Source organism: Cupriavidus sp. UME77 (assembly GCF_014170355.1).
GTDB lineage: Bacteria > Pseudomonadota > Gammaproteobacteria > Burkholderiales > Burkholderiaceae > Cupriavidus > Cupriavidus basilensis.
In genome coordinates this window covers 1-18,261 of sequence record NZ_LZZU01000056.1, presented here as the reverse complement: position 1 = coordinate 18,261, position 18,261 = coordinate 1, and the positions used below count along the sequence as shown (strand labels likewise).

The following is an 18,261-nucleotide window of genomic DNA, read 5'->3' as shown; positions in this document are numbered from 1 at the left end:
GCCGGCGGGCATAGGCAGTAGTGTGCCACCAAGGTGGCGCGGTGCAGCGCATTGACTTGCATGCGAACTTCAAAAACCCTGAACGAGGCGCCTGCGAGGCCGCGGGCCAGCGCGCCGGCTATCGCCTCGGTTATTGCCTCGGTTATTGCACCGACTATTGCACCGATAGTCAGGCATGCGCGCCGTCCTGATAGGTATCGAACTGACGCGCGGGATCCGCGGAAGGGCCGCTGCGATCCATGCCGGCGAGCTTTTGCGCACCGTCCTGGAACGGATCGACCGTGCGCGCCGGGTCAGCGGAAACGCCGCTGCGATCCATGCCAGCCAGCTTTTGCGCACCGTCCGAGAACGGATCCGGCTTGCTCCGGCGGCTGGCGTCCGCGCCCGCCGCCGGCGCGGCGGCCGGGTCCAGGCGCGCGCCATCGCTATAGACATCGAAACGCGACGCATGGAAGACGTAGCCGTAGCGGTCCCCGGACACGGCACTGTCCTTGGGGCCAGCGGCTTGCGCCGGAACCGCCGTGGCGGCAATGCCGGCAAGTGCGGCCGAAGTCATCAACAACTTGAAGAAATGGCGGGTCATGGCAATCTCCTTCTGGGCGATCGGCGGATCGCGGCTGGCTTGCAGGGGAACAGCGCCTTGCGCCGTTCCGGCCACACGTGAATCGCGCGGTTAAACCAGATACGCTGCGAAGCGCGGCGTGGATGCACAAGGACACCGGTTGCGTGCAAGCCACGCGCAAAGACCACACCGGGCTCAGGGCTGCATGGCTGCGGCCTCGCAGGTCATTCGCCGCATTGCCGTGGCGACTACGGCATCCACCTGCACCTCGGCCTGTGCAATCGAGGTAGCCAGCCGCTCGCCACCGAACTCGTCATACTCGATAGCGACCTCCAACGCGTCATCGATGCCAATGTAGCCGAACGCTGCACGCAGCGCCGGGATGACATGGTCGAGCCGGGCCAGGCGATCACCGTAGCCGTAGTCGCCGCGCGCGGTCAGCAGCACCAGTTGCTTGCCGCGTCCGCCCAGCATCGGCCAGTAAGGCTCGCCCGCGCGCTCTCGATCAAAGCCGAAGGTCTTGCCCACGCGCACGATATTGTCGATATATGCCTTGAGTTGCGCAGGCACGCCAAAGTTGTACATGGGCACGCCGATCACCAGCAGGTCGGCGTGCTCGATTTCCGCGACCAGGCGATCGCTTTCGGCCAGCACCGCATCCATCCACCGCTCGCGCCGCGCGGGCGGCGTGAAGGCGCTGCGAATCCAGTCAGCGTTGACAGGCGCGGGCGGTTGCTGGCCCACGTCGCGATAAGTCACCGTGTCCGCGGGACGCGCCGCTTGCCAGAGGCTGACGAAGCGGTGCGAGAGACGGCGCGTGTGCGAGCCGTGGGCGTCGGTGCCGGAGCGTCCCGGGCGGGCGCTGGCGTCGATATGCAGGAGGTGAGCCATGTTGGTCTCGTTACGGTTGGTCATGCCTGAGCCGTTCTCATGGGTCAGCACATGCGGTTGAGGGTGATGGCAATGTAGACTCGCCATAGTCCGCTCACAACCGATCCTTTCTCTGCCTCATGGCTGAAAATTTCTCATCTGAAACCACGCCCCGTCGCTTGCCGCCGCTCGCCGCGCTGCGCGCTTTCGAAGCCACCGCGCGGCACCTGAGCGTCAAGCACGCCGCACAAGAGCTATCGGTCACGCCGACGGCAGTGAGCCATCAGCTGCGGCTGCTGGAGCAGGTGCTTGGCGTGACACTGTTCGAGCGCCTGCCGCGCCGGCTGGTGCTGAGCGTGCATGGCGCCGCACTGTACCCGGGCACGCGGGAGGGCTTTGATGCGCTGGAGCGGGCCGTGGGCAGGCTGCGTGCGCCGCCATCGCGCAAGACGCTCACGGTATCGGCCACGCCGGCCTTCGCCGCACGCTGGCTGCTGCCGCGCGCACCGAGGCTGCGGGCGGTGGCGCCGGAGTTCGACCTGCATGTGCATGCCTCGCTGGATGCCGTGGACCTGCATGCGGGCCACGCCGACGCCGCCATTCGCTACGGCAGCGGCAAATGGCGCGGGCTGGACGCCGAGCTGCTATGGCGTGAGCGCTTTGCCCCGGTCTGCAGCCCGCTGCTAGGCGTGAGGAGCGCCGCAGGGCTGCGCCGCCAGACCTTGCTGCACCACCAATGGCGCAGCCACGCCCGCCGCCCCATAACCTGGGCCCTGTGGCAGCAGGAGGCCGGGCTGGACCGGCTGGACGCGGCCAGCGGCCCCGTTTTCTCCGACGAGACCCACGCCATCCTCGCCGCGCTTGGCGGCCAGGGCGTGGCCTTGCTGAGCCTGACACTGGTGGCGGAAGAATTGCGCAGCGGCGCGCTGGTGCAGCCCTGCGGCCCGGCCATCGAGGGCGACGGCTATTACCTCGTCTACCCGGCACACCGGCGCGACGACGACGCGGTGCGCGCCGTGCGCGCATGGATCGGCCCGCAGGCGAATAACGCGTTGCGCTGAGCCTGTCGAGTCGCTGAGCCTGCGGAGTCATTGTCGCGCGGTCGCTGCTTGCTTACCGCGCCGGCGAGCGCGCATGATGGCGGCTACCGATCCCGGAGCGCCGCGCATGCCTGCCCAACCTGACTCGCAACACCAAGACCCAGACCATGACCAAGACAAAGACCAGTTGATCCAGCGCTTCGGCCTGCAGCCGCATCCGGAGGGCGGCTACTACCGCGAGACCCATCGCGATGCCGTGCGTGTGTCACGTGAAAGCGCCGGCAATCCCGCCACACATGCCGCCTCCACCGCGATCTACTACCTGCTGTGCGACAGCGCTTACTCCGCCTGGCACCGCATCCGCTCCGACGAGGTGTGGCACTTCTACGCGGGCTGCCCGCTCAACGTGCATGTGCTGGAGCAAGACGGCAGCCTCACCACGCACCGGCTGGGCAACGCGCTCGCCGATGACAACGCGGTGTTCCAGGCCGTGGTCAGGGCTGGCTGCTGGTTCGCCGCCGAGCGCAGCGATCCGGATGGCTTCTCGCTGGTGGGCTGCACCGTGGCGCCGGGCTTTGAATTCAGCGAGTTCGAGCTGGCCGACGCCGAGCGCCTGCTGGCATCGCACCCGCGCCATGCCGCGCTGATCGCGCGGCTCGCCCCTGCGCGACAACGCTGAGGCGCTAAAACGCTTGGCGTAGTACTAGCTGCGCAGGGCGTCGGCCATGGCGCGCAGCGCCAGCGTGTAGCCGGCAACGCCAAGCCCGCAGATCACGCCGGTGGCCGCGCGCGAGATCAGCGAATGGCGATGGGTCTCCTCGCGCGCATGGATATTGGTGATGTGCAGCTCGATCACCGGACGCTGGATCAGCTTGACGGCGTCCAGCACGGGGATGGAGGCGAAGGAAAAGCCGGCCGGATTGATGATCACGCCGGCGTTCTTCTCGAACGCTTCCTGCAGCCAGTCCACCATCGTGGCTTCGCTGTTGGTCTGCCGAAAATCGCACGCGATCCGCAGTTCATCGGCCAGCACCGCCACCCGCTGCTGGACCTCGGCAAGCGTGGTCGTGCCATACAGATGCGGCTCGCGCTTGCCCAGCATGTTGAGGTTGGAGCCGTTCAGGACATAGACGAGTTCGGTCATGATTTGTGGCGCGCGGCAATGCGCCGCGCGCTGAATGAGTGAGTGGGATTTTCAGGGTTAGTGAGATTTGCGCGTGCCGATCGGCATGAACCCAGCGCCCTCGGCGATGACGCCGGGTGCATCGGAACGGTTCATGTCGATGCCACGCGTCTCGGGCGCTGTCAGGATCATGGCCAGCGAGATCAGGTTGAACACGACGCAAACGGCGACCACGCCCCACGGCGAGCCGTTGCAGACCTGCAGCAGCCACACCGCGACCACCGGCATCGGCCCGCCGGCAATCAGGTTTGCGCCGGTGTACGCAAGTGCCGATCCCGAATAGCGGACATTGGTCGGAAACGCTTCGGCGAAGGCGACCGGCTGGATGCCGCTCTGGAACTGGGTGAAGCCCAGGAACAGGCCCATGATGGCGAGCATCGGCAGGAAGCTCTTGGTGTCGAGGATCTGGAAGTAGACGAACAGGATCAGCAGCGTTGCGACGGAACCAATGGCCAGCGCCTTCTTGCGGCCGATCTTGTCGCTGAGCATGCCACCCGCCAGCGCGCCGACGATGGCACAGACATTGGCGCCCATCAGCAGCAGGAAGCCGGTCTGCTTCGGCACTGCAAGCGTCTTGGTGATGTAGCTCAGCGAGAACACCACGATAAGGTAGAAGATCGCCGCCGGGCCGCAAAAGAACAGCATCCAGCGCAGCACCGTTTTGCCGTGCAGGCGCAATGCATCGCGCAGCGGGTTGCCCACCTCCGCCACCTGGCTCTTGCGCAGCTCGACGAATGCCGGCGTTTCACTGACCTTCAGGCGGATATACACGCCAACGATCACCAGGATGAAGCTCAGCAGGAAAGGCACCCGCCATCCGTAGGCGTCGAACGATTCCGCTGACATGGTGGAGGCAAGCAGCAACAGCACGCCATTGGCAAGTATCTGGCTCAGCGGAGAGCAAAGCCCCAGCAGGCCGGAGTACTTGCCGCGCCGGTCCGGGCTGGCGTGCTCGATGGCCATGAGTTGCGCGCCGGTCGACTCGCCCCCGAGCGCGAAGCCCTGCAGGATGCGCAACAACACCAGCAGCACCGGCGCCCAGACGCCGATCTGCGAGTAAGTGGGAAGCAAGCCCATCAGCACGGAGGACAGCCCCATGATCGTGACCGTGCCCAGCAGCAGGTTGCGGCGCCCGAGCTTGTCGCCAAGGTGGCCGCAGATGATGGCACCGAGGGGCCGTGCCGCCAGCCCAACGCCGAAGGTGGCCAACGATGCCAGCAGCGCGGATGTTGGCTCCATGGCCGGGAAAAACAGCTTGGGCAGGATGGTGGCCGCCAATGCCCCGTAAAGCGTAAAGTCGAACCACTCCAGTGCGGTGCCGATGGTGGCGGCCGCCACGGCGCGCGTGCGCATCGCTGCATTGGCCGGGCGTAGTGTCTCTGCAGTCATTTTGTCTCCTGGCATTCTCTTCCTGGGAAGGGTAGGCGTCGCCGCCCTTCCGATGTCCATTGAAGCCGTCCAACGCTCTCACGCTTTTGCCTTCGTGCCGGTTGGATCGGTGAAAGCATGCTAGCAAGGGTTCGTGAATACCATTCCAATCTTGACGTATTGAAATTCGTATTGAATAGTCATGAACTATATTGACGTCAGCAGGGAGTTCGCCATGTCAGGCGTACTACGCACACTAGGCATCCTCGAATACCTTTGCACCCAGGTCGAGGCCGTGCCGCTCGCCGCCATCGCCGATGATCTCGACATCCCGCGCAGCGCGTGCCACCGCCTGCTGGTCGACCTCAAGAATGCGGGCTATGTACGCCAGTTGCGGGACCACGGCGACTACATCCTGACAACCAAGCTGGTGGGAATGGGGCTGGGCTTTCTGGCAACGTCCGGCATCGTGGACATCGCGCAGGCCAGGCTGGACCGGCTGGCGGATACGTCGGGCGAGCTGGTGCGCCTGGCCATTGTCGACGGGGACCGCCTGACCTGGGTGGCCAAGGCGCAGGGCGCGCTGCGGGGACTGCGCTATGACCCCGACATGGGCATGGATACGGTGCTTTCGTGCAGCGCGACGGGACACGCCTGGATGCAGACCATGACGGACGAACGCGCCCTGGAGCTGGTGTCGCGACAAGGGTTCGGGCAACCGAATCAGTACGGCCCCAATGCGCCCACCACCATCAAGGCCCTGCTGGGCTTCATCCACCGGGCGCGCGAGCGCGGCTATGCCACGATCAATGAAGTCTTTGCGCCAGCCATGACGGCGATGGCGGCCCCTGTGCAGCGCCGTGGGGGCTATCCGGCAATCGGCGTGATCAGCATTGCGGGCCCGCTGAGCCGGCTGACTGAGCAGCGCATGAAAGCGCTGGGCCCGGCGCTGCTTGCCGCCGCCGCGGAACTGGCGCTGGCAAGCTCGGCCTCGGCGCTGTTCAACCGCGCTGTGTGAGCGTTTTGCTGGCCGCTCAGCGCGGCTTGCGGTACTCGTTCTCGATCCAGTCCGCGGCGCTGGCCTTGCTCAGCTTGAAGCCCGGCGACACGCGCACCTGGGCCAGTTCGTCGCCGAGCTCGTCGGTGGCGCGCAGCACCGCGTAAGGGTTGTCTTCATCGGGCACGATGTCGAGCGTCACGCTGATGCGCGCCGTATCCGTGTCGACGATCACGCTCTTGTGCAGCATGGCGTGCAGTTGCTGCTCGTGCCGGCGCAACACCTCGGAGGCGGTCTTGACCAGCGTCGAGAAGGCGTTGGTGTCCAGCGGCTTGGGGTTCTTCTTGTCGCGGCCCATGGTCCAGGGGCCAACCAGCGCGGGCTCGGGCTCGCCGTCCTTGATCATGGCAACGGCCCAGCCGTCGTCGTCCTCGTTCTTGATCACGCGGGCGGTCCAGCCGTCGGCGCGCCACAGGCGCGGCTCCTGGATCTTTTCTGCGTTGTCCCCGGCGCCGTCCTGGTCGTCGGCTTCGGGGGAGAGTTCGGGCTGATGGGTCATGGCTGGCTTCAATTCGGGGCTGCGCGGTGGGCTGCGGGCGCTGGCCGGGGCGCCACGCAATGCTTCGCGGGGGGCGGACCGGGACGGCGGCGGCATCAAGGGCGCGATTTTACCCGCCTCGCCTCGGCTAGGGGCGCCAGGCGCCGCGCGCGCCCGGCGGCTGAGACATAGCGAGACATGAATCCCCTCGGAAGTTGTATTTAATGTCTAACCGCCGCGTCCTATGCTGGACTTGTCGCCGGGACCCCCGTCTTGATGACACACCCTTCCTGTCGCCGTGCCCTTGAGACGGCGATTTTTTTTAGCGGCCTGCCCGATCCCCGCACCAAAACGGGGATCGGCTCCAACAAAAGCGCTGGCCCGAGGCGCCCAGCCGGTTTAAGATGCGCGATTATCGAACAACCCGCGCGCACTCGCCCACATGGACGCCCCCAATCCCAGCAGCCCTGGCCAGGCAACGGCCGCCACTGTCCGCGTCGCCCGCCCCCAGGCCGACCTTCTCAACAGTTTTGCCGGCGACCCGAATTTCATGCTGTCGCTAGCGCGCGGCTTGAGCGTGCTCGAAGCCTTCTCCGAGCGTAAGCGCCCGCTAACCATTTCCCAGGTGGCGCAGCGCACCCAGCTCTCGCGCGCATCGGTACGGCGCTGCCTGTACACGCTGGAGCAGCTTGGCTACGTCAGCCAGCAAGGCGGCCAGTTCGCGCTGCGCCCGCGCGTGCTGCACCTGGGCCATGCCTACTTCTCGTCGACGTCGCTGGTGTCGCTGGCCCAGCCGATCCTCGACGCGCTGAGCACGCGCATCCAGCAGACCTCGGCGCTGGCCATCCTGGATGACACCGACATCCTTTACCTGGTGCGCTCGGAGGTACAGCGGGTGCTCACTTATTCGCTCGGCATGGGCAGCCGGCTGCCGGCGTACTGCACGTCAATCGGCCGCATGCTGCTGGCCCACCTGGCCGAGCCGGCGCTGGAAGACTTCTTCGATCACGTCGACCTGCGCCCGCGCACGCTGCAGACCAAGATCTCGCGGCGCGAGCTGGAGGCCAGCTTTGCGCATGCGCGCGAACTGGACTATGTGCTGATCGACGAAGAGCTGGAGCCCGGCCTGCGCGCCATCGCGGTGCCGGTGCGCGGCATCTCGGGCAGCGTCATGGCGGGCATCAGCGTCAGCGTGCGCGCGGCGCAGGTATCGGAAGCGGAGATGATCTCGCGCCTGCTGCCGCCGATGCGCGAAGCGGCAGTGGCGATCGGCAAGCTGATCGCCGCCTGAGCCGCCTGAGCCACCTAAGCCGCCTGAAACCAAAACCGACAAGGAACCGCAGACTCATGGCGCAAAGCACCCTTAACCCGCTGGCAGGCAAGGGCATGCGCTTTGTCCGGCGGGTCTACGCCATGCGCGCCATCGGGCTGGCGATCGGGTTCTTTGCGGTGGCGGCGGCCATGCTGGAAGCGGGCGCGCCGCACTGGCTGCTGGCACTGGTCTTCCTGCACGGCTTTGTCTGGCCGCACGTCGCTGCCTGGCGCTCAAGGCGCAGCGAGGTGCCGTTCCGGGCGGAAATCCACAACATGATGATCGATGCCGTGCTCGGTGGCATCTGGGCCGCCGCCATGAAATTCAACCTGCTGCCGAGCGTGCTGATCCTGTCGATGATGAGCATGAACAATGTGGCGGCGGGCGGCACGCGCCTGCTGCTGCATGGCCTGGGGTGGCACCTGGCGGGGACACTGGCGGGTATCGTGGCCTTCGGCGCGGCCTGGCATCCGGAGGCCAATCTCACCACCATCGTCGCCAGCCTGCCGATGCTGGTGCTCTACCCGCTGGCGCTGGGGCGCACCACCTACAGCATCTCCCGCCGCCTGGCCGCGCACGGCAAGGAGATCGAGGCCAACAGCCGCCTGGACGGCCTCACCGGCGTGCTCAACCGGGGCTATTGGGAGGCCATGCTGGCCGCGGAGTTCCAGGCCTGCAAGACCGGGCGGCGCGGCACCGCCAGCCTGGTGCTGCTCGACATCGACCATTTCAAGCAGCTCAACGACACCCACGGCCACCTGGCCGGCGACGAAGCGCTCAAGGCCTTTGCCGCGCTGGTGGTACGGCACGCCGCGCAGCACGGCCCGGCTGGCCGCGGTGAAGCGCGGCAATGCCTGGTGGGCCGATACGGCGGCGAGGAGTTTGGCGTGCTGCTCAGTGGCGCGAGCCTGACGCAGGCGGTGGAGTTGGCCGAGCGTCTGTCGCGCTCGCTGCAACCGGGCGCGCCTTCCGGGGCGGGCATTGCCGCGCTGCGCGGCCACACCGCCAGCCTTGGCGTGGCCGCCTTCGATGCCGGCATGGCGGGCCACCACGAATGGCTGGCGCACACGGACCGCGCGCTTTACGAAGCCAAGCGGGCCGGCCGTAACCGGATCCGCGTCAGCGCCGGTTGAGCGCAAGCAGCGGCCAGATGCGCTTAGCCGCGGCTGGCAAGCTCCAGTGCAAACACCAGGCGCTGCAGGAAATTCTCCATGCGGCCGTCAAGGTTGGAAAACGCACAGCCGAAATGGTGGATGGCGCTGTCATCGCGCCCGGCCAGCCAGTGGCCCACCACTTGCAGGCTCAGGTCCAGCTTGCCCAGCGCACCAAAATCCAGATGCACGCCGGAGATGGTGGTGCCCACCGGCAGCTGCGTGGCGTCCACGGTCTTGGAGCGCAACCCGACACCCGAGAGCGAGAGATCGGCAATATCGAGCTTGAGCACGGTGCCGTCGCTCATCTTGATGGTGCAGACGTAGCCCTTGGTGACCAGCGTGCGTGCGCGGAAATGACGGCGGCGCTGGAAGTGATAGAGCTTCTCCGGGAACGGCGCGGAAAATGCCGGGCCACCCTTGTACTGGGTGATCTCGGGCGTGCCGATCATGAAGTTCACGGGCACCCCGCGCAGCGATGCCGAGAAGGCATTCTCGTTGGAAGCCAGCAGCGCCTGCCGCTCGGGCTCGGTGGAGCACCAGTCGAAAACAAAGGTGCGGCTGGCCGGATCCACATGCAGCACGGACGTGACCATCTCGTGGGCGGTACGCGCGCGCACGTTCAGGATGCACTTCTGCCAGGCGAGGTCGCGCAGCACGGTGCCGATCTGCGAGGAATGGGTAAGGCGATAGCGGTCGTCTGGCAACGCGCTGGCGTCAAGCTCGGATTGCTCCGGGGAATCTTGGAGACTCATGAAAATCACGCAAACGTCTGAGAGAGGCATGCGTCGCGCCAGACTGGCTTGCGACGGGGGAATTCGGGCTGCCCGCGTACCCGGATGCAGGCGGGGGCGAGCGGCTAGCGCCGCATGTTAAGCGCGACGCCTGCTGCTGCGCAAGCTCTTGTTTGAACAACGGCGAAGTGTGGCAAAACTTGAGCCAGACTTCCGTGGGGTAGCCCGCCGGGGCGGGTTTGCGCCTCACTTGCCGTCTTTGCGCCCGGCACGTTTTGCCGCGCCCTTGGCCCCGCGTGCTGGATGTGGCGATGCGGCCACCTGGCCCGGGTCCGCGCCGAGCGAGGCTTGCGCCTCCTGGCATAGCCAGTCCCTTACCGCGCGAAGCCGCGCATCGTGCTCGAACGCCACTGGCGAGAGCAACTGATAGCAAGATCCGTCGCGCACGAAGCCCCGCGGCGCGGCGATGCGGCCGTCGGCGAGTTCGTCGGCCACCATCAGGCGCGACGCGATCGCGCAGCCAAGCCCGGCCGCGGCGGCCTGGATGGTCAGGTAGAAATGCTCGTACCAGGCATCCGCGCCAAAGCGCTGCGCGCCGCCGGCGGCCTTGGCCCAGCGCTGCCAGGCATCCGGGCGCGAGCGCGTATGCAAGCGGTGGGACAACGCCCCGGCGCTGGCCCCGACGCGGCAGACCACGCCCACCCATTCCTCGGCAACCTCATGCGCATGCAGCTCCGGCCCCACATGAAAATCGTTTCGGCGCAGCGCCAGGTCCACGCCGCTGCGCGCGAAGTCCACCGGACCGCCGGCGGCCATCAGGTGCAGCGTCACCTCCGGATGCGCCTGGGCAAAGCGCGGCAGGCGGGGAATCAGCCAGCGCATGGCGATGGTGGGCTCGCACGACAACACCAGCGCCCTGGGCTGCCCATGCGCGCGGATGCGCTGCGCGGCCGCGCCCAGCACTTCCAGCGACTGCGTGGCGGCGGCATACAAGGTGTGCCCGGCCTCGGTCAGGAACACGGCCCGGTTGCGGCGCTCGAACAGCGCCACGCCAAGCGCCTGCTCCAACTGGCGAATCTGGCGGCTAACCGCGCCGTGGGTCAGGTGCAGTTCGTCCGCAGCCCGCATGAAGCTCTGGTGCCGCGCCGCGGCCTCGAAGAAACGGATCCCGCCCAGCCAGTGCATGCTCGCCTTGATGTGTCAGTTTTTCTCACGGATTTGCACAAGTATAAATCGGTTGTGGCGCCACATATCAAGACAGAAAATGCCTGGTACCCGATTGCTATCCGGTCAAGGATCCTCATACAAAATGCACCCTCTCACCGAACTGCTGGCCGTCGCCACCATCACCGTGCTGGCCGTGATCAGCCCGGGCCCCGACTTCGCCATGGTGATGCGCAACAGCTTCGTGCATGGCCGCAAGGCCGGGCTGCTGTGCGCGCTCGGCATCGCCCTTGGCGTACAGGTGCACGTGTTCTACACGATGTTTGGCGTGGCGTTGTTGATGGAGCACGCACACAACCTGTTGACGGTGGTGAGGCTGCTCGGCGCCGCCTACCTGATCTGGATCGGCATCCAGACCTTGCGCAAGCGCGCGCCGGACCCGAATGCGCCGCCGCTCGGTGCGGATGCGGGCACGCCAGCGCTGACAGCGCTTGGCGCGCTCAAGATGGGCTTTCTCACCAATGCGCTCAATCCCAAGACCACGTTGTTCGTAGTCAGCACCTACACGCAGGTGGTGAATGCGCAAACGCCGCTGGCCGTGCAGTTCGGCTATGGCCTGTTCATGTCGCTGGCGCACCTGGCCTGGTTTGGCCTGATTGCGTGCTGCTTTTCCACGCCCGCGTTGCGCGCCGCCATGCTGCGGCGCCAGCGCTGGCTGGATCGGGCGATTGGTTCGGTGTTGCTGGCGCTGGGGGTAGCGCTTGGCCTGGGCAACCTGGCATGACGCTAGCCGCTGCCGGCGGCATCAGCCCGCCGCCGGATCCAGCCCATACGCACGCCGGCATACATGCTGCGCGCCGCCCGCGCGCAGATGGCTTTGATACAGGATGAAGCGCTCCACGGGAAACGGCTCGCACACCAGCATGGCCTGCGCGTCGCGCCATGCCTGCAGCGCGGTATCCGCCACGGCAGGCCCGCAGCGCGCCAGCGTGATGTGGGGATGGAAGCCCGCACGCTGCTGCAAGCCCGCATCCGGTAGCGTTGTGCCCTCGCATCCGGCAAGCGCCACCGCCATCAGCGCATGCAGGCCGTCTAGCGCCGCATTGGGCGCCACGCCCGCCCACAGCACGCTCGCCCGCCGCCCGCGAAAATAGCCGGCCGCTTTCACCGTGAGCGCAAAGGCCGCGCCGCAGACGCCCCCAAGCACCTGCTCGATGCATGCCGCGGTGGCGTCGTCCTGCTCGCCGAGGAAATGCAGCGTGAGATGGATCTGGTGCGGCGCCGCCGCCCGGATGCCCGCCACGCGCGGCACGCGAGCCAGCAACGCGGCCGCCAGCGCTGGCGGAACCTCAATCGCCACGAACAAACGTGCCATCGGTCTCACCTCCCGTGACGGCCTGGCGCGGGTGGTCAAGCGCAGCGGCGCGATGCCGCTTGCTCAAAATGCCAACGCCGACTGACGCAGGATGGGCAGTGCCATGGCCGCGGCCGTGCCTTCGAGCCGAAGCAGCGCGCGCTTGCGCTCGGTGCCACCGGCATAACCGGTGAGGTCGCCACTGGCGCCCAGCACGCGATGGCAAGGCACGATCACCGACAAAGGGTTGCGCCCCACCGCCCCGCCAATCGCGCGCGCATGGGTGGGGGCGAGGCCCAGCCCGGCGCCCAGTTCGCCATATGACGTGGTCTCGCCGAACGGGATCTCGCGCAGAGCCTGCCAGACCGCGTGCTGGAACGGGCTGCCGCCCAGCACCATAGGGACCGTGAAGGCCTGCAGGCGCTCGGCGAAGTAATCGGCCAGCTCATCGGCGGCCTGCTCGAAGATGGGCTTCGCGGCGGCGGGCACGTTGGTATCCGGCGTGGCCGCCGCCGGGTAGTACTTCTGTCCGGAGAAGAACAGCCCGCTCAAGCGCGCGCCGTCGACGCGCAGCAGCACTTCGCCCAACGGGCTGGCGACGATGCGGTATGCAATCATGGTGTGTCCCTTGTCTTGTCGTCTCTTACCGACTTGTCCGACCTGTCCAACTTGTCCAACTTGTGGTCCTCGTAGCGCCGCCAAAGATGGATGGCGGCGTAGGCGCGCCACGGCGCCCACTGCGCGACGTGCTGGTTCATGCCTCGCACGGTAGCGATGCCGAGCACCTTGCGCAAGACATAGTCGGTGCCCGGAAAAGCATCCGGCCAGCCGAGCGCGCGCATGGCCACGTATTGCGCGGTCCAGTCGCCCACGCCTTCCACCTCGCGCAGGCGCGCCATGGTGTCTTCCGGCGCGGCATTGGGCTCCAGCTTGAGCTCGCCCGCCGCCACGCGGGCAGCGATAGCATGGATGGCCCGGCCCTTGCCCAACGGGATGCCGATCTCACGCAAGGCCTCGGGCGGCACGCCAGCCAGCGCAGCCGCGCCGGGAAACGTCACGCGCAGCACCGGCGTGGGCTGCGCCAGCGGCAAACCGTAGCGCTCGGCCAGCCGCGCCAGCAGCGTGCGCGCGTGCTTCACCGAGATCACCTGGCCCACCACCGCGCGCACGGCGATCTCGAAGCCATCCACCGCGCCCGGCAAGCGCATCCCGGGCGCTTCGGCAGCCAGCGGGCCCAGATGCTGATCCACCACATCGGGCCGGCAACCCAGATCGCACAAGCGCCGCACGCGGCCCAGCGCCTGCGGAATCACATGCGCCAGCGAACCGGACAACGTCACCTTGATCACATGGCGGCGCGCGACATGCTCCAGCCGCAGCCAGCCCACATGCGTGCGGCCGCCGCTGTCGATCGCCAGCGTGCGCGCGTAGCTGCCATCGCCAAGCTGCTCGATGCCATCCACCGCGCGCACGCCCAGGAATTGCAGGAACGCCGCCCACGCCATCGGCGGGCGGTAGCCCAGCTCGAACACCAGCTCGTCGGCCACGTTGTCGGCGGCGCGCTTACGCATGGCCATGGGCGTCAGCCCGTAGCGCGTCTTGAGCACATCGTTGAAGCGCCGCACGCTGCCAAAGCCAGCAGCGTGCGCCACGTCGGTCACGGTCAGCCCCGTATCGGTCAGCAAACGCTTGGCCAGCAGCAACCTCTGCGTCTGCGCATACTCCAGCACCGAGACGCCGAACTGCGCATCGAACAGCCGGCGCAGGTGGCGCTCGGTAATGCCGATGCGCGCGGCCAGCCCGGCCACGCCGGCATCCACCATGAAGCCCTCGTCAATCAGCGTGGCCGCGGCCTGCGCCAGGCGCCCCGACAGGTCGGCCAGCCCGTGTCCCGGCGCCAGCTCGGGCCGGCAGCGCAGGCAGGGCCGGAAACCCTGCTTCTCGGCCGCGGCGGCACTGTCGTAGAAGGTGCAGTTCTCGCGCTTGGGCGTGCGCACCGCGCAGATCGGCCGGCAGTAGACGCCGGTGGACGACACGCCCACAAAGAAGCGCCCGTCGAAGCGGCGGTCGTGCGAAGCCACGGCCTTGTAGCAGGTATCCGGATCGAGTTTCATAGCCAGCATGCTACTCCGTTGCACGTGCGAAACTAGCTGGATTCGGACATTTGCCTCGGCGGCGTGTATTGACCTGCCACTGCGACACGAAGACCACCGGCACAGCGGCAGCACAGCAGCGCGCTGGCATCATCCATCGCCACTCTCGCCCTTCGGCTCATCCATCGCGGCGGCCAGTTCGCTCAACACCAGCGTCTCGTGCGCAAGCACGGCCACCAGCGAAAGCAGATGGGCCTGGGTCTCTTCACCAAGGTTACAGAAGGTGCCGCCCGCCGCGTTCTCGACGGCAACCGACAACAACGCATTGAGCTGCGCGGTCTTCTCGGCAGCGAGGCTTAGCGGGCTTTCGGATGGAGCATGCGCGGTCAGGAAGGTATCGCGGCCTGTGCGTTGGGCGGTGATGTTGTAGCGCGGGTAGTTATACATCGAGCGCCCTCCGGTGGGAGGCGGGCAGGCGCTGCTGGATGACGGGGAGCTTGGGGGATGCGATTTGCCCGGAATGGGCGAATGAAGACTGGGGCATGGGAGTGCCTCCTTTGCGAGCGTGTTTGACAGCGTTTTTTGTCGTCGGGCTGTCAAACCCGGCCGCTGTGGTTGCAGCAACGAGCGGAGTATAGCGTGGGGCCATGCACCCGAACCCAGCTGCAACAAAAAGTCACACCCGCTGCGCTAGCCAACGGCCACAAGTATTAGATCGATCCTGCCCGCCGCAGATGCCAAGGCCCACATAGATTCTGGGATTGCAGCTGTCCATGCTGGCACGGTCCAGGCTCACATCCCGGGACGCACTCCGGCTGACGGTCTTGCCTTCGATCTGCGCGCCGCTGTGCCAGCAGCCTGACGTACGACTAGGGAAAGGAAATGACGCGTCACAGTGAGCGCAGCGCCAACCCTGGTGCCAAGGTGTACTTCTGCGATCCGCACTGCCCCTGGCAGCGCGGCACTTGTGAGAACACCAACGGGCTGCTGCGCCAGTACCTGCCCAAGGGCACCGACTTGTCCGTGCACACACAAGAGGAACTCGACGCAATTGCCGACAGCTTGAACAAGCGACCTCGCGCTACGCACGCGTTTCACTCCCCACTGGAGGTGTTCGCTCGTATGCTCAGACAAGTTTCTCATCCCCCAACTTCAATTCACTGACGCGGGTGTTGCACCTGGGACTTGAAACCGCTTGATATTTCGTTCTTGTCATTCATCACACCTTACTGAATGGCAAGGTGTTGCACTTCAGATTTGAGGCCGCCAAGCTTATATCCGCCCCTGATGGTCACGCTATCCACTGATTCCGATATTCCATCCTTCGATTTTAAAAAACCAATTTTGTAGGAAACTCCATTAAGATCTTGGCGAGAATATGTGTATTCGTTGTAGTACTTTCCGTAAAATATTTGCTTTCCGAAGATATCTTTGATTTCTTCAAATGGCACGTCATCCCGCAACAATCGCATGGCCGTTTCCGCAATCGTCAAGTACAAGGCGGCCTGCTCGGGCGTCAACGTCTTCACGTTTTTCGGCTCATGGATAAGCGGCTTGCCGCACCATGGCGACGAGTTATAGTTACAGCCTGGCATCGGGTCTTTCTCCGTCCTTGAGATCGTAGAACTGATTGCAGCGATCGGGCTCAGGCAAAGCACGGCCAAACCACTGCTGACTAACCACGAAATCGCAAGCAAACGCATCGTCTTCCCAGGGGCGCAAGCGGTAGCCCAACCCCTGGCCAGGAAGTTTCTTATAATCGATTGGTCTGCCATTTCTGCCCACATGTAAGAGAAGGTCTGTCACTTCTGAGCATCGAGGCCTGGTGGTCGCTGCCGATCTGCGTCTGGATCTCGCCAGGCGTGTCGTCCTGCACGAAGGTGTTGTGCCGCTCGCCGAACAGTTAACGCCAACCATGTAGGAGTGGCGGGTTCCAGCGAGGAAGGAAGCAGCGCCAGCACGCGCCTCTCACTCACCTACCCAGGTCCACAGTACCCGTGCTTCCTCTGACGGCGGAGAAATGCCGACACTCAGCATCGGCTGGCCCTTCTGAACCCGCTGGGCGCGCTGGTCTTTGCTCAGGAAGTAATCCGCGCCCGGCACATCGTGAGGAATCTTGGGCAGCCACAAGCCGGATCGTGGCGCAGGTTGCCGGCTGCGACATTGCGGTACCCGCTGCGCACGCTGCATTTTCTCCTCCGGCGTCATGTACGCCCGGAGCATTGTGACGGTGCCCAGGTACTTTGCCTCGCTATCCGCCCGCGGATCGATATTCGAATATTCCTGATCCTTAAAGAAGGAGAGATACACACTGACCGGAAAGCAAGAGACAAGATCAATGCCGGCATGATAGTGGAAATCGATAAACGTCGCAGGGTCGATATTGAAGGTGACGTAGTTGGAGGCGCGCTGCAAACCAAGTCTTTTCTCAAGATCCTGCTTGCTGATACCAAGCTTATATCCGCCCCTGATGGTCACGCTATCTACTGATTCCGATAGTCCATCCTTCGATTTTACAAAACCGATTTTATAGGAAACTCCATTAAGATCTGGGCGAGCATATGTGTAAGTATTATCATAATCATCGTAAAACCTCTGCTTTCCGAAGATATCCTTGACTTCCTCAAATGGCACATCATCCCGCAACAACCGCATGGCCGTTTCCGCAATCGTCAAGTACAAGGCGGCCTGCTCGGGCGTCAACGTCTTCACGTTTTCTAGATTCGGCTCATGGACAAGCGGCTTGCCGCACCATGGCGACGAGTTATAGTTACAGCCTGGCATCGGGTCTTTCTCCGTCCTTGAGGTCGTAGAACTGATTGCAGCGGTCGGGCTCAGGCAAAGCACGGCCAAACCACTGCTGATCAACCACGAAGTCGCAAGCAAACGCATCGTCTTCCCAGGGGCGCAAGCGGTAGCCCAACTCCTGGTCAGGAAGTTTCTTATAATCGATTGGTCTGCCATTTCTCTCTCATCTCACGCGGCACCACCAAACTTCCTCTCCCTCATTCTGCCGAGTCTTCTCGTTCCAGACCGGCGCTTGCGGAAATACTTTGCCGGCGGCAAGCTCGAACACACTGCCGCCCGTGAAGTGGTGCACGTAGTGCCGCCCGTCCGGAAATACCGGCACGTATTTGCCTGATTCGTGGCACATGTCCCCGCTCATCGGCAGCGGGCCATAGCGCTGGCGCAACGACACCGGCATCTCGCGCGCCCGCTGCTTGCGCTCTTCCCGGGTGAGGATCGGGTAGTCACGGCTGATGCGCACTTCCGCCAGCACCGGGGCGGTCAGGCCACCTTGCTCCGGCGGCTGCGCACCCGGCCGAATGTAGTCAAGCTCGACATTCACGGGGAACTTGCTGTCGTGCACCGGCAGTGCCTGGTAGCTGTATGGATCTGCAAACGGTGTCAACGGATCGGCGGGGAAGCGGTTGTAGGGCACGACCTCGCCATCCGGAAACCGGTAGCTGCCGACCTTCAGCGGCAGCAGCGTCTCCAGTTCCTCTCGCGCAAGTTTGTCCAGGGTCGGCGTGAAATGAATCTGAAAATAGGTCGGCACCTGGGCCACCTTGCTGCGATCCTCGCGGAAGTCGCCGGGATCGTCCCCCACATATAGACGCATCGCAACGTTTGGAAACTGATGATGTTCGAAGCGATACTCCTTGGCGAAGGAATTTCCGGGCAACGGGAAAATAGCCCAGTTTTCCCCGAACACCGATTTGACTTTCTCCAGTGGCACATCGTCTCGGAGGACGCGCATTGCGCTTAGCAGAATCTCGCGCACAATCTGCCGCTGCTGGTCGTTGTAGCGCTCAGCCATGACCGTGGCCTCCCGCACCGCCTGCGGCATCGGAGAACTCTCTTGTGCAAGTGCCTGGGTTGTGCAGCAAAGGAA

At 65.1% G+C, this 18,261-nt stretch carries 21 protein-coding genes and 1 pseudogene; 7 read left to right on the top strand and 15 right to left on the bottom strand.

Annotated elements, in window-relative coordinates; genetic code table 11:
- Window positions 1–169: 169 nt before the first annotated feature.
- Window positions 170–583: a copper resistance protein CopQ gene (locus tag A9975_RS23215; protein WP_183034862.1), complete on the bottom strand. Its 414-nt coding sequence runs from the start codon at window positions 581–583 to the stop codon at window positions 170–172.
- A gap of 174 nt (window positions 584–757) precedes the next feature.
- Window positions 758–1,477 carry an FMN-dependent NADH-azoreductase gene (locus tag A9975_RS23210; RefSeq protein WP_220810867.1) on the bottom strand — a complete coding sequence of 240 codons (720 nt, stop codon included), beginning with the start codon at window positions 1,475–1,477 and terminating at the stop codon, window positions 758–760.
- Between the two features lie 95 nt (window positions 1,478–1,572).
- Here A9975_RS23210 and A9975_RS23205 point away from each other — a divergent pair, with 95 nt between their 5' ends.
- Window positions 1,573–2,493 (top strand): LysR substrate-binding domain-containing protein, encoded by a 921-nt coding sequence (locus A9975_RS23205; protein WP_183034861.1) that lies wholly within the window; start codon window positions 1,573–1,575, stop codon window positions 2,491–2,493.
- A gap of 106 nt (window positions 2,494–2,599) precedes the next feature.
- Window positions 2,600–3,151 carry a cupin domain-containing protein gene (locus tag A9975_RS23200; protein WP_183034860.1) on the top strand — a complete coding sequence of 184 codons (552 nt, stop codon included), beginning with the start codon at window positions 2,600–2,602 and terminating at the stop codon, window positions 3,149–3,151.
- Window positions 3,152–3,175: 24 nt separating this feature from the next.
- On the opposite strand, the gene A9975_RS23195 is transcribed toward A9975_RS23200, so the two are convergent.
- Together A9975_RS23195 and A9975_RS23190 are read right to left on the bottom strand one after the other, a co-directional pair.
- On the bottom strand, window positions 3,176–3,616 hold the full coding sequence (locus A9975_RS23195) for a type II 3-dehydroquinate dehydratase (RefSeq protein ID WP_183034859.1): 441 nt from the start codon (window positions 3,614–3,616) through the stop codon (window positions 3,176–3,178).
- Between the two features lie 57 nt (window positions 3,617–3,673).
- Window positions 3,674–5,044 (bottom strand): MFS transporter, encoded by a 1,371-nt coding sequence (locus A9975_RS23190; protein ID WP_183034858.1) that lies wholly within the window; start codon window positions 5,042–5,044, stop codon window positions 3,674–3,676.
- Window positions 5,045–5,258: 214 nt separating this feature from the next.
- Here A9975_RS23190 and A9975_RS23185 point away from each other — a divergent pair, with 214 nt between their 5' ends.
- Window positions 5,259–6,041: an IclR family transcriptional regulator gene (locus A9975_RS23185; protein WP_183034871.1), complete on the top strand. Its 783-nt coding sequence runs from the start codon at window positions 5,259–5,261 to the stop codon at window positions 6,039–6,041.
- Window positions 6,042–6,057: 16 nt separating this feature from the next.
- Here the strand turns inward: A9975_RS23185 and A9975_RS23180 are convergent, their stop codons facing one another.
- Window positions 6,058–6,579 carry a hypothetical protein gene (locus A9975_RS23180; protein WP_183034857.1) on the bottom strand — a complete coding sequence of 174 codons (522 nt, stop codon included), beginning with the start codon at window positions 6,577–6,579 and terminating at the stop codon, window positions 6,058–6,060.
- Between the two features lie 421 nt (window positions 6,580–7,000).
- On the opposite strand from A9975_RS23180, the gene A9975_RS23175 reads away from it, so the two are divergent.
- Together A9975_RS23175 and A9975_RS23170 are read left to right on the top strand one after the other, a co-directional pair.
- On the top strand, window positions 7,001–7,849 hold the full coding sequence (locus A9975_RS23175; protein WP_183034856.1) for an IclR family transcriptional regulator C-terminal domain-containing protein: 849 nt from the start codon (window positions 7,001–7,003) through the stop codon (window positions 7,847–7,849).
- Between the two features lie 56 nt (window positions 7,850–7,905).
- Window positions 7,906–9,003, top strand: a complete 1,098-nt coding sequence (locus A9975_RS23170; RefSeq protein WP_183034855.1) for a diguanylate cyclase — start codon at window positions 7,906–7,908, stop codon at window positions 9,001–9,003.
- 23 nt (window positions 9,004–9,026) lie between these two features.
- On the opposite strand, the gene A9975_RS23165 is transcribed toward A9975_RS23170, so the two are convergent.
- Together A9975_RS23165 and A9975_RS23160 are read right to left on the bottom strand one after the other, a co-directional pair.
- Window positions 9,027–9,776, bottom strand: coding sequence for a flagellar brake protein (locus A9975_RS23165; protein WP_183034854.1), 750 nt, complete (start codon window positions 9,774–9,776; stop codon window positions 9,027–9,029).
- Between the two features lie 225 nt (window positions 9,777–10,001).
- Entirely contained in the window at window positions 10,002–10,940 is a 939-nt protein-coding gene (locus tag A9975_RS23160) for a LysR substrate-binding domain-containing protein (protein WP_183034853.1), read from the bottom strand.
- Between the two features lie 124 nt (window positions 10,941–11,064).
- Between A9975_RS23160 and A9975_RS23155 the strand changes: the two genes are divergently transcribed.
- Window positions 11,065–11,703, top strand: coding sequence for a LysE family translocator (locus tag A9975_RS23155; RefSeq protein WP_183034852.1), 639 nt, complete (start codon window positions 11,065–11,067; stop codon window positions 11,701–11,703).
- A 21-nt stretch (window positions 11,704–11,724) separates the two neighbouring features.
- Here the strand turns inward: A9975_RS23155 and thpR are convergent, their stop codons facing one another.
- The 4 genes from thpR to A9975_RS23135 form a co-directional block, all read right to left on the bottom strand.
- Window positions 11,725–12,294 carry an RNA 2',3'-cyclic phosphodiesterase gene (gene thpR / locus A9975_RS23150; protein WP_183034851.1) on the bottom strand — a complete coding sequence of 190 codons (570 nt, stop codon included), beginning with the start codon at window positions 12,292–12,294 and terminating at the stop codon, window positions 11,725–11,727.
- A gap of 63 nt (window positions 12,295–12,357) precedes the next feature.
- A complete protein-coding gene (locus A9975_RS23145) occupies window positions 12,358–12,891 on the bottom strand; it encodes a methylated-DNA--[protein]-cysteine S-methyltransferase (protein WP_183034850.1) in 534 nt (177 codons plus the stop codon).
- Window positions 12,888–14,387, bottom strand: coding sequence for a DNA-3-methyladenine glycosylase 2 family protein (locus tag A9975_RS23140; RefSeq protein ID WP_183034870.1), 1,500 nt, complete (start codon window positions 14,385–14,387; stop codon window positions 12,888–12,890). Before A9975_RS23140 ends, A9975_RS23145 begins: the two co-directional genes overlap by 4 nt.
- A 129-nt stretch (window positions 14,388–14,516) precedes the next feature.
- A complete protein-coding gene (locus A9975_RS23135; protein ID WP_183034849.1) occupies window positions 14,517–14,813 on the bottom strand; it encodes a hypothetical protein in 297 nt (98 codons plus the stop codon).
- Window positions 14,814–15,221: 408 nt separating this feature from the next.
- Here A9975_RS23135 and A9975_RS23130 point away from each other — a divergent pair.
- Window positions 15,222–15,530 (top strand): annotated as a pseudogene (locus A9975_RS23130) (IS30 family transposase); the annotation flags it as partial.
- A gap of 62 nt (window positions 15,531–15,592) precedes the next feature.
- Here the strand turns inward: A9975_RS23130 and A9975_RS23125 are convergent.
- From A9975_RS23125 to A9975_RS23110, 4 genes are all read right to left on the bottom strand, one after another.
- Window positions 15,593–16,069, bottom strand: a complete 477-nt coding sequence (locus A9975_RS23125) for a hypothetical protein (RefSeq protein WP_183034848.1) — start codon at window positions 16,067–16,069, stop codon at window positions 15,593–15,595.
- Window positions 16,070–16,119: 50 nt separating this feature from the next.
- Window positions 16,120–16,269, bottom strand: coding sequence for a type VI secretion system Vgr family protein (locus tag A9975_RS38580; protein WP_370565317.1), 150 nt, complete (start codon window positions 16,267–16,269; stop codon window positions 16,120–16,122).
- Between the two features lie 65 nt (window positions 16,270–16,334).
- Complete coding sequence (locus tag A9975_RS23115) at window positions 16,335–17,330, bottom strand: hypothetical protein (protein WP_183034846.1); 996 nt, start codon at window positions 17,328–17,330, stop codon at window positions 16,335–16,337.
- A gap of 7 nt (window positions 17,331–17,337) precedes the next feature.
- A partial coding sequence (locus A9975_RS23110) for a hypothetical protein (protein ID WP_220810866.1) occupies window positions 17,338–18,261 on the bottom strand: 924 nt, incomplete at its 5' end.